The organism is Burkholderia sp. Ac-20392 (genome assembly GCF_017104585.1).
GTDB lineage: Bacteria > Pseudomonadota > Gammaproteobacteria > Burkholderiales > Burkholderiaceae > Burkholderia > Burkholderia lata.
On sequence record NZ_JAAGPB010000310.1, the window covers coordinates 1 to 10,198 of the forward strand.

General features: G+C 63.5%; 9 protein-coding genes and 1 pseudogene. 4 read left to right on the top strand and 6 right to left on the bottom strand.

Annotated elements, in window-relative coordinates; genetic code table 11:
• Positions 1-342: 342 nt before the first annotated feature.
• The 3 genes and pseudogenes from glcC (at position 343) to G3N99_RS26920 (ending at position 2,546) form a co-directional block, all read left to right on the top strand.
• Positions 343-1,113 carry a transcriptional regulator GlcC gene (glcC, locus tag G3N99_RS26910; RefSeq protein ID WP_206123919.1) on the top strand — a complete coding sequence of 257 codons (771 nt, stop codon included), beginning with the start codon at positions 343-345 and terminating at the stop codon, positions 1,111-1,113.
• A gap of 276 nt (positions 1,114-1,389) precedes the next feature.
• Positions 1,390-1,836, top strand: a pseudogene (locus G3N99_RS26915) (DUF6306 domain-containing protein); the annotation flags it as partial.
• A 329-nt stretch (positions 1,837-2,165) separates the two neighbouring features.
• Entirely contained in the window at positions 2,166-2,546 is a 381-nt protein-coding gene (locus tag G3N99_RS26920; RefSeq protein ID WP_206123913.1) for a nucleotide pyrophosphohydrolase, read from the top strand.
• A 30-nt stretch (positions 2,547-2,576) separates the two neighbouring features.
• On the opposite strand, the gene G3N99_RS26925 is transcribed toward G3N99_RS26920, so the two are convergent.
• The 6 genes from G3N99_RS26925 to ugpC form a co-directional block, all read right to left on the bottom strand.
• Entirely contained in the window at positions 2,577-3,224 is a 648-nt protein-coding gene (locus G3N99_RS26925) for an HNH endonuclease (RefSeq protein ID WP_206123914.1), read from the bottom strand.
• A gap of 321 nt (positions 3,225-3,545) precedes the next feature.
• Positions 3,546-4,397: a carbohydrate ABC transporter permease gene (locus G3N99_RS26930; protein ID WP_206123915.1), complete on the bottom strand. Its 852-nt coding sequence runs from the start codon at positions 4,395-4,397 to the stop codon at positions 3,546-3,548.
• A gap of 17 nt (positions 4,398-4,414) precedes the next feature.
• Positions 4,415-5,368, bottom strand: coding sequence for a sugar ABC transporter permease (locus G3N99_RS26935; protein ID WP_206123916.1), 954 nt, complete (start codon positions 5,366-5,368; stop codon positions 4,415-4,417).
• A gap of 54 nt (positions 5,369-5,422) precedes the next feature.
• Complete coding sequence (locus G3N99_RS26940) at positions 5,423-6,682, bottom strand: extracellular solute-binding protein (RefSeq protein ID WP_174940520.1); 1,260 nt, start codon at positions 6,680-6,682, stop codon at positions 5,423-5,425.
• Positions 6,683-6,745: 63 nt separating this feature from the next.
• Positions 6,746-8,731: a beta-galactosidase gene (locus G3N99_RS26945; RefSeq protein ID WP_206123917.1), complete on the bottom strand. Its 1,986-nt coding sequence runs from the start codon at positions 8,729-8,731 to the stop codon at positions 6,746-6,748.
• A 9-nt stretch (positions 8,732-8,740) separates the two neighbouring features.
• Complete coding sequence (ugpC, locus tag G3N99_RS26950; protein ID WP_206123918.1) at positions 8,741-9,889, bottom strand: sn-glycerol-3-phosphate ABC transporter ATP-binding protein UgpC; 1,149 nt, start codon at positions 9,887-9,889, stop codon at positions 8,741-8,743.
• A 188-nt stretch (positions 9,890-10,077) separates the two neighbouring features.
• Between ugpC and G3N99_RS26955 the strand changes: the two genes are divergently transcribed.
• A partial coding sequence (locus G3N99_RS26955) for a LacI family DNA-binding transcriptional regulator (protein WP_206123920.1) occupies positions 10,078-10,198 on the top strand: 121 nt, incomplete at its 3' end.

Consider the following 10,198-nt stretch of genomic DNA (forward strand, 5'->3'; position numbering starts at 1 on the left):
TAGCGCCTCGCGCTCGTGCAGCACGTCGAGGCCGGGCGCCGCCGCGTGCAGTGCGGCGACGAGTGTGTCGCGGCCGACGGTCGCCAGCGGGCCGTCGATCCGTTCGTCGTAGGTGAAACTCATCGGGGTTGTCTCCACCATGCAGGCGGCTGCGCGAGGCGCGGCACGCCGGAAGGGATGGATTCTTGGCGGGCGGCGCGTGCGTGTCCAGACGTGGCGGATGTGGTCATACCAGTTTTTATCTGGTGGCCGGAAAGCGGCTGTATCGATTGCCATAAAACCGAATATCTACAAGGGTTTATGCGAAAATCGACGATATCCTTCCGAAGTGGTCATACCAGTATGGAAATGCAGAAACAGGCGGGTCCGGCGCGGAACGTGGCCGACGTCGTTGCCGAGCGCATCGAGAAGCTGATCGTCGATGGCGTGCTGAAGGCCGGGCAGGCGCTACCGTCCGAACGGCGGCTGACCGAGAAGCTCGGCGTGTCGCGCACGGCCGTGCGTGAAGGGATGAAGCTGCTGCGTGCGCGCGGGATCATCGACACCACGCATGGCAAGGGCTCGTTCGTTGCGAGCCTGACCCCGCAACGCGAGATCACGCCGATGATGCATCTGCTCGGCTCGCAGCCGCGCACGCTTTACGACCTGTTCGAGGTGCGCGGGATGCTCGAGACGGAGGCCGCGCGGCTCGCAGCGCTGCGCGGTACGCCGGCCGATTTCATCCTGATCAAGCGTCGCTATGAGGAGATGACCGCGGCCGATGCGCAGGATCTCGATCCGGCCGCGCGGGCGAAGCTCGATCATGCGTTTCATCTTGCGATCTGTGAGGCGTCGCATAATCCGGTGCTCGTGAATACGCTGCAGTCGTTGACGGATCTGCTGCTGAGTTCGGTGTTTGCGTCGGTGAACAATCTCTATCACCGCGAGCCGTTGAAGAAGCAGATCGATCGGCAGCACGCGCGGCTTTATAACGCGGTGACGGGGCGGCTGCCCGATCAGGCGCGCAAGGCCGCGAGCGAGCATATTCGCCAGTGCGTCGAGTATCTGCGGGAGATCGAGCAGGAGGAGCAGCGGTTGGTGCGGTCGACGTTGAGGCTTGAAGGGTGGACGTGATGTCGGGTGTGCGTTGCGGTGTGTCTTGATGCGCATCACGCACAGTGGGCTGTCTGGAGACGCGTGTGACGGGGCTATGTCAGACTGTGAGCCATTCTTCGTGTGGCCCCGCGGTTGTCAGTCGTGATGCGTGGACGCCGTCGTGTGAGCAGTGCCTGACGGAACCACGCCGGACGAACCGGTGCGCCACGCTTCCTGAGCGGAGGACATCGCATGTCGAACCGGACCCACGACGACGGGCACGACGCCCGTCCCGCCAAAGCAGCGGACGAATCCGCTGATGCGCAGCGCGACGCGTTGCTTGCGTTGCTGAATGAACTGCTGGAAGCCGAGCGCGCAGGTGCACGTGTTGCATCGGAGACGGCGGCGGCAATCGACGATCCTGAACTTCATCGGCTGGTGGCTGCGATTCGGCAGGATGAGGCGCACTGGTGTGCGGTGCTGGTCGATGCGATTCGGTCGCTCGATGCGACGCCGACGCATGCTACCGGGGCGTTCTATGAGAAGGCGATGGCGATCGACGATCTGGCGGAGCGGCTGGCATTTTTGAATCGCGGGCAGCGGTGGGTCGTGCGGAAGCTGCAGGCGTTGCTGCCGACGCTCGCGCAGCCCGACATGCATCATGCGCTCACGCAGATGCTGGTGGCGCATGAGAAGAATATCGGGGCGGTGGATGTGCAGTTGCGGATCAAGGGTGGCGGTGCCGAGTCGGGAGTGGCGTAGCGACGGTGATCTCGAGAAACGTTCTTCGTGGATTTCCGTCGAAGTCGCCTCTTGCCGGCACATTGCCTGCCGGTAGCGACAGCTTCGGATCGCGCAACGGTTGTTGCGATCACCTTTCTGACGGGTAAACATTCGTACGATTCGGGGTGCCTGGACAAGATTGGATTTTCGTTGATTGAATTGATCTTCGGTAAAAGCATTCAATTTCCATATCATTTCGATAAATCTGTGCTCTCAGACTCTAAGGAAGATTGGCGCGAGTCGAATGCTTGTACTTATATGCCATCGACGGCATTAATAATTCTAGATAGGCAGAAGGGATTGGTTATATGGAAAAATCTGAGCTGCGGAGTGATCTGGCGGCGTTGCGTGAAATCGTTCGTCAGTTTGTCGATGAGCGGGATTGGGACAAGTTCCACACTCCAAAGAATCTGGCAACGGCTCTTAGCATAGAGGCAAGTGAGTTGCTAGAACCATTTCAATGGCTGGTTTCGGGCGAAAAAGCCGAACTCAGTGAGGCTAACCTGACAGCAATTCGCCACGAAATGGCTGACGTATTGGTATATCTGGTTCACCTCGCGGACAAGATGGACGTCGATCTTTTTCAGGCTGTGCTCGAGAAGATGGAGCTCAATCGAGAAAAATATCCTGCTGAAAAAGTACGAGGTGACTCGCGAAAATACTCTGAATATAAAGATCGCGAAAAATGATTTCATATGCGGATCGAGTCACCTGGGTATCTATTTTTCCGATGTATCGATGGGATTAATAATTATTTCATTATGATAGGTGATGTAGGTTGCTCCAATCTTGTGTTTGCGATGAAGGTTCAATTTTGATGGGTCAATTGCGATGACGCCGTAGTCAAGCATTACGTGGTGATTGGGGCAAAGAACAAGAATATTTTCTGATGTATCTGGCCCATTGTGTGGATTTCCGAGGGGTTGTATATGATGGGCCTCGGAGTAAAACTCACCATTGGGCAGTTTGATGGATTCCCCACATATCTGGCACTTGTTTTTGTGCAAAAGCTTTACCTGACGAGCGAGTGTGGTATCTCGAAGGATGCGATATGTTTTCTGGTGCTGTCTTTGAGGTGTCTCGTTCCCAAGCGAGCCGATGTCGGATGCCAGTGGTGTGGGCTTTTCAAAAGATCGTAGCCCCCACACCCCGCCACCGATTCCGTGAACGGAAAAGAATAAGTCATTTCCAGAAAAAACCGTTGAATCAGAGGAGTTTCGCTCAATAGCCCCTCGAACGGAAGCCCCAAGATTCGCCGGATGTGGCTTGGGTCGTATGGTCGCAACCTTCTCGTAGATTTCGGCGAGGGGGGCAATGCCACCAAGTTGTTCTAGTGCGAGTGCTATGTCCTCGGGCCACGTTGCCATTTAATTTTTAAACCTGTTGGTTTGGTATGGATGGGCGGAAATTTAACATGGCGCCTGTTATTTGTCGTTTGATATCCATTGTCCGCGCCTGACCACGTTTCTTGAGATTGGCGATGTCAATCTAGTCCGAGGATGCGCGCACTTCACCGACTTTGTGTCTATCGTCGTCGGCCGTGACCCACCCAACGTGAGCCGCTAACGCAGAACACGGGAATTGTTCGGCGCCTCTTTGCCGATCCGAACTCGACGGCAAAAAAAGCCCGCCGAAGCGGGCAACCTCACGATGCGGAGGGGGAGATACGAATACGCGAAGCTGCGCGTTCAGCCTTTGGTCGCACCAAACGTCAGCCCCGCCACGAAATGCTTCTGCATCGCGAAGAACATCGCGACGGACGGCAACGCCGCGAGAATCGACCCGGCCGACACGAGATTCCACGACGTCGTCCATTGCCCCTTCAACGCGGCAACGCCTGCCGTGATCGGTGCGGCCTCATCCCCTTGCGTCAGGCACAGCGCCCAGAAGTAGTCATTCCACACGAACGTAAAAACGAGAATCGCCAGCGCAGCCAACGCAGGCCGAATCAATGGCAGCACGATCCGGTAAAACACCGTCCATTCCCCCGCGCCTTCGATCCGCGCGGCCTCGATCAACTCGAACGGCAACTGCTTGATGAAGTTGCGCAGAAACAGCGTGCAGAACCCGGTCTGAAACGCGACATGAAACAGGATCAGCGCCTCGACCGTATTGAACACGCCGAGCCTGAGCGACAAATCCCGCACCGGAATCATCAGCACCTGCACCGGCACGAAATTACCCGCGACGAACGTCCCGAACAGCGCGGTGCTCCCGCGAAACTTGTAAGTCGCGAGCGCGAATCCGGCCATCGCTGCGAGTGCAATCGAGCCAAGCACGGACGGCACCGTGATCTGCACGCTGTTCCAGAAGTAATGCAGCATCGGCGACGTCGTCAGCGCGTCGCGATAGTTCTCGATCATCGAGAAGTGCCGTGGCCAGCCCCAGTAGTGGCCTTCGACCAGTTCCTCGGTCGAGCGCACCGATGTGACGAACACCGCGATCATCGGCAACAGCCAGATCAGCAGCGCAACCGGCAACGACAGCTTGTACAGCCTGCGCGAGACAGTCTTCCATTGAGCAACGGGAGTCGGAAACATGATGGCCACCGGTCAGGTTATTGCTCGTTGCGCAGCAGGCGGCGCAACTGGAACACGATGTAGACGAGCATGATCGCGAACAGCACGACCGCAATCGCCGCGGAATAGCCGAGCCGGTAGTACTTGATCGCCTGGTCGTACATGTAATACGCGAGCACGGTCGAGCTCTCGAACGGGCCGCCGCTCGTCATCACCGAGATCAGGTCGAAGCTGCGCAGCGCGCCGATCACCGTGACGACGATCGCCATGAAGGTGGTCGGCCGCAACTGCGGCAGCACGACATGCCACAGCAGCGCGAATCCGCGCGCGCCTTCCATCCGTGCGGCTTCGATCTGTTCCGGGTTGAGCGAGGTGAGGCCGGTGAGGTACAGGATCATGCAGTACGCGGTCTGCGGCCACAGCGCGGCAAACACGATGCCGAACGTCGCGTAACGTGCATCGCCGAGCACTGGAATGCCATGCCCGGCGATCAGCGCGAGCAGCCCGAACGTCGGATCGTAGAACCACGAGAAGATCAGGCCGACGACCACGCCGGACAGCACGAACGGCGCGAAGAACAGCGACTTCACGAGCCGGATGCCGCCGACTGCCTGGTTCAGGTACAACGCGAGCGCGAGGCCGAGCGGCGGCGCGAGCATGAACAGCGCGAGCCAGATCACGTTGTTGCGCAGCGCCGTGTAGAACGTCGGCGCATGCAGCAACTCCACATAGTTCGCGAGACCGACGAAGGTGCGCTCGGTCATCCCGTCCCAGTTGTACAGGCTCAGCCACAGCGTCGACAGGATCGGCCAGATCACATAGACGGCAACCATCGCGCAGGCCGGCGCGAGAAAGAGCCACGCGGCGCGTTGCTGCCGTCGCACGGCGGGCGACGGGCGGCGTGCCGGCAGTGCGGTGGCAGCAGATGCACCGCGTGGCGGCGGCGCGGCGCCCGCGCCGGCGGGCGGGGGGGACGTGATCGGACTGGACACGGCAAGCCTCCTGAACGAGCGCGGCGGCGCGGGGCCGCCGGTTGGGTCACGCGGTCACTTCTTGTAGATCCGCTTGCGGGTCTGTTCGAGTTGCGCGAGCACCGTATCGAGCTGCGCGGGATTCGCGACGAACTGCTGCATGCCCTTCATCCCCTCGTCGGCCATTTCCTTCGTCATGTCGCGATCGTAGAACTGCGCGACGCCGCCCTTCGTGTCGGCAAGGATCCGGAAGCCGATGCGCGAGATCGGATCGGCCGGCTCCGGCGACTTGCTGTTGGCCGACAGCGAACCGAGCCCCTCCGCGAGCTTCGCGCCCATCTCGGGCGTTTCGACGAACGCGAGGAACGTGTGCGCATCGGCCTTGTTCTTCGCCTTCGTCGGGATATGCAGCGATTCGACCGGGCCGTCCTCGGCGGTCGGCACCTTCGGGTCGATGATCGGGAAGCGGTAGTAGCCCATTTCCTGCTTCACGTTCGGCGGAAAGCCCGCCGCGATGAAGGTGCCCATCAGCATCATCGCGGCCTTGCCCTGGAACAGGAACGGCTGCGCGCCGTCGAGATCGTAGGACAGCGCGTTGTCGATGAAGTAGCCCGCGTCGATCAGCGATTTCCACGTCGTGTAGACCTTCTTCACGCGCGGGTCGGTGTACGGCACGTCGCCGGCCATCAGCTGCTGGTGGAACGCGTTGCCGTTCAGGCGCAGGTCGAGATAGTCGAACCAGCCGGCGAGCGTCCATGCGTCGCGGCCGCCGATCGCGATCGGCGTGATGCCGGCCGCCTTCAGCTTCTTGCACGCGTCGAGAAACTGGTCCCACGTCTTCGGCTCGTCGGCGATGCCGACCTTGTGGAACAGGTCCTTGCGGTAGAACAGCCCCCACGAGTAGTAGACGGTCGGCGCCGCGTACTGCTTGCCGTTGTACGACGATGCGTCGCGCGTCGACGCGTACATCGCGCCCCAGCCGTTCTTCGCCCAGTCGCCGCTCAGGTCCTCGAACAGCCCGCGCTTCGCGTAGTACGCCATCCGCTCGCCCGCATGCCAGTTCACGACGTCCGGTGCGACGGTCGTGAGCCATGCGGGGAGCTGCACCTTGTACGCTTCCTCGTCGACGAAGGTTGCCTTCACGTCGATGTCGGGATGCGCCTTGCGGAACGCGTCGAGCGTCGACTGCCAGACCGCGCGCTGGCTCGCGCCCTTGAACGCGATGTTGATCGTCAGCGTGCCGGCATCGGCGGGCGCCGTCATGCCGAGCGATGCCAGTGCGACAGCGGCGGCTGTGGCAAGCCGGGCGGCGACGCGAAGGGGGCGATGTGTCATACGTGTCTCCAGTTCTGGGTGTCGTTGTGCGTGACCGGCGCGTCGTGGCGCCGGCGACGGTTGCTACGAACGGCTTCGATACACGGCCACGTCTTGCGGCCCGACTTGCGCAGTGCCGAGCACGAACGCGGACGGCGGTACCGCGTCGATCGCGTGCGGCGTGTCGCCATAGTTGAAAACGTAGGTCAGGCCGCCGCGTCGGCTTACGCGCACGCCGTCGCCGAGCGGCGTCGGCGCGAGGCCGGCTGCAACTGCGGCATCGGCGAACAGCCGGACGGTGGTCGCGTCGTCGAACAGCGCGGCCCAGTAATGCAGCGTGCCGTGCGATACGCAGGCCGGGTGTCCGTCGGCGAAGCGCGCATGTACGACGCTGTGCGTGTCGTCGTGCAGCTCGACGAAGTCGCGCCAGTGGCGCGCATCGCCAGCAAGCGGCGCGCCGTCGCGCAGCGTGCCGTCGATCCGCTCGGTCACGTTCGGCCGCAGCGATTCGACGCGCCACACGCGTACCGGCAGGATCGACGCGAGCGGGCCGGGCGGCAGCGTCGGCGGGATCTGCAGGTCGACGGTCTTCGAGCCGGTGCGCGGCCCGAACACCGCGTGTGCGCCCGATGCGGCGAGCCGCGCGGTGAAATCGTCCGGCACGACCGGCAGTGGCGGCACGACGACGAGGCGGTAGCCGTCGAGCGGCGCGTGCGCGGAAACGATGTCGACGTCGAGGCCGAGCGCGCGCAGCGCCGAGTAGTACTCGAACGCGAAGCGCGGGTAATGGAAATCGGCGCCCTGCGGCTGCACTTCGAACAGCCACTTCGCGTCGTAGTCGAAGACCAGCGCGACGGGGGCGCGCACGGCGCCGTCCGCATCCGCGCCGGCGTCGTGCACGGCCGCGATCTCGTGCGCGACGCGCTGCGCCTCGCGGCCGCCTTCGTCGAGCTTGTCGTCGGGGGTGTGCAGGCCCGCATGCATCTGCTCCTGCGCGAACGGCGCCTGCCGCCAGCGGAAGTACGACACGCAGCCCGCGCCGTGCGCGAACGCTTCCCAGCTCCACAGGCGCACCATGCCCGGCAGCGGCGCGGGGTTCCACTGCGCCCAGTTCACCGGGCCCGGCTGCTGCTCCATCACCCAGAACGGCAGCTTCGACATGCCGCGATAGAGGTCGTGATTGAACGACGCGAAATCGGGATGGCCGGTGCGCAGCCAGCGCGCCTTCACGTCGGGCGCGAACCATTGTTCTTCGAGCGCGCCGAGCGGATAGCTGTCCCACGTCGCGATGTCGAGGTCGCGCGCCACCTCGTAATGGTCGAACTCGGTGAACAGCTGCATGAAGTTGTGCGCAACCGGGCGGCCCGGCGAATGCGCGCGGATCACGTCGACCTGCATCCGGTGATAGCGCGCGACTTCGTCCGACGCGAAGCGCCGATAGTCGAGGCGATGGGACGGGTGGGCCTCGGTCACGGTGCCGACGGGCGCGTCGACTTCGTCGAAATGGCGATACTCCATGCTCCAGAACACGGTGCCCCATGCGCGGTTCAGCGCGTCGATCGTACCGTAGCGCGCCTTCAGCCACGCACGGAAGCGCACGAGCGCGGCCGGCGAGTAGCTGACGACCGTCTGGTGGCAACCCAGCTCGTTGTCGGTCTGCCAGTAACGCACGGCCGGGTGGCGGCCGTAGCGCTCGGCGACCGCCGTGCAGATCTGGCGCGACGCTTCGAGATAGGTCGGCGACGAGAAGTCGTAGTGGCGGCGCGAGCCGAACGCGCGCGGCCGGCCGTCCGCGCCGATCGCGAGGATGTCGGGGTGGCGGTCGACCAGCCATTTCGGCGGCGTCGCGGTCGGCGTGCACATCACGATCTCGAGGCCGGCCGAGCCGAGCACGGCGATCGCGCGATCGAGCCAGCCCCAGTCGTATTCGCCCGGCGACGGCTCAATGCGGCTCCACGCGAATTCGGCGATCCGCACCTGCTCGATGCCGAGCGCTTTCATCCGGCGGGCATCGTCGGCCCACATCGTTTCCGGCCAGTGTTCCGGGTAGTAACAGACTCCGAGGCGCATGCCCGATCCTTATGCGTAGTGGTGAACGTGGACGTCGGCGCACGCGGGCACCGCGCGGCCGTCTTCGGTGAAGAGGTGGCAGGCCGCGGCCGGTGCATGCACGAGCACGCGTTCGCCGCTGCGCACCTGCGCGTCACCGGGCACCTTCGCGATGAGCGAGTTGCCGCCGGGCTGGTCGAGGTGCACGTAGGTCTGTTCACCCAGGCGTTCGACGAGCGCGACGTCGCGTGCGAGCGCCGTCGCGTCGTGCGCGGCGCCGAGCGTCAGGTGTTCGGGGCGGATGCCGAGCGTCACGGTGGCGCCTGCGCCGAGCGCGGAGCCGTCGCGCGGCAGTACGAAGGTTTCGCCGGACGGCGCGAGCGTGACGGTCGTGCGATGCGCATCGCAGGCCGTCACGACGGCCGGCAGGAAGTTCATGCGCGGCGACCCGATGAAGCCCGCGACGAAGCGGCTGGCCGGGTGGTGGTAGAGGTCGAGCGGCGCACCGACCTGCGCGATGCTGCCGTGCTGCGCGGTGTCGGCGCCGGCGTGCAGCAGCACGATCTTGTCGGCGAGCGTCATCGCTTCGGTCTGGTCGTGCGTCACGTAGACGACGCTTGCGCGTTCGAACTGCCGGTGCAGCCGCGCGATCTCGATGCGGGTCTGGCCGCGCAGCGCCGCGTCGAGATTCGACAGCGGCTCGTCGAACAGGAACACGCCGGGCTCGCGCACGATCGCGCGGCCGATCGCGACGCGCTGCCGTTGCCCGCCCGACAGCGCCTTCGGCTTGCGATCGAGCAGCGTGTCGAGCTGCAGGATGCGCGCGGCGTCGCGTACCTTCCGGTCGATCTCGGCCTTCGGCACGCGCGCGAGCTTCAGCCCGAACGCTATGTTTTCATAGACCGTCATGTGCGGAAACAGCGCGTAGCTCTGGAACACCATCGCGACGCCGCGCTCGGCGGCCGGTACGTCGTCGACGCGGCGGCCGTCGATCGACAGTTCGCCCGCGCTCAGGTCCTCGAGCCCGGCGATCATCCGCAGCAACGTCGACTTGCCGCATCCGGACGGCCCGAGGAACACGCAGAACTCGTGCGCGCCGATCTCCAGATCGACGTCGCGAATGACCGGCGCGTGATCGCCATAGGCTTTCTGCACGCGTCGCATCGAGATGCTCGCCATTGTCTCCGCTCCATGTTCTAATGCGCTTTCATCTGTGATTAAGCGCTTAATCATCGCGATCAAAAAAGAGGCGATGCGATCGCGGCCGAGTCGCGCCCGTCGGTCGGGCGGCAGGGTGTGCGGCGATAGTGCGCCGCTTCGGTGAGCGAAGCAAATACTGGATAGACGTCTCATATAGTGAGTAATCGATGGCAACCCTGGATGAAGTGGCGCGCCGCGCCGGCGTGACGGCCGCAACCGTGTCGAACGTGCTGCGCGACCGCGGCCGGGTGGGCGAGGCGACGCGCGCGCGGGTGCTCGAAGCCGTGG

Bases quoted from the DNA above. Each gene is read 5' to 3' on its own strand.
- G3N99_RS26920 (WP_206123913.1), top strand. From the start codon at position 2,166: ATGGAAAAATCTGAGCTGCGGAGTGATCTGGCGGCGTTGCGTGAAATC.
- G3N99_RS26930 (WP_206123915.1), bottom strand. From the start codon at position 4,397: ATGTTTCCGACTCCCGTTGCTCAATGGAAGACTGTCTCGCGCAGGCTG.
- ugpC (WP_206123918.1), bottom strand. From the start codon at position 9,889: ATGGCGAGCATCTCGATGCGACGCGTGCAGAAAGCCTATGGCGATCAC.
- G3N99_RS26945 (WP_206123917.1), bottom strand. From the start codon at position 8,731: ATGCGCCTCGGAGTCTGTTACTACCCGGAACACTGGCCGGAAACGATG.
- G3N99_RS26940 (WP_174940520.1), bottom strand. From the start codon at position 6,682: ATGACACATCGCCCCCTTCGCGTCGCCGCCCGGCTTGCCACAGCCGCC.
- glcC (WP_206123919.1), top strand. From the start codon at position 343: ATGGAAATGCAGAAACAGGCGGGTCCGGCGCGGAACGTGGCCGACGTC.
- G3N99_RS26925 (WP_206123914.1), bottom strand. From the start codon at position 3,224: ATGGCAACGTGGCCCGAGGACATAGCACTCGCACTAGAACAACTTGGT.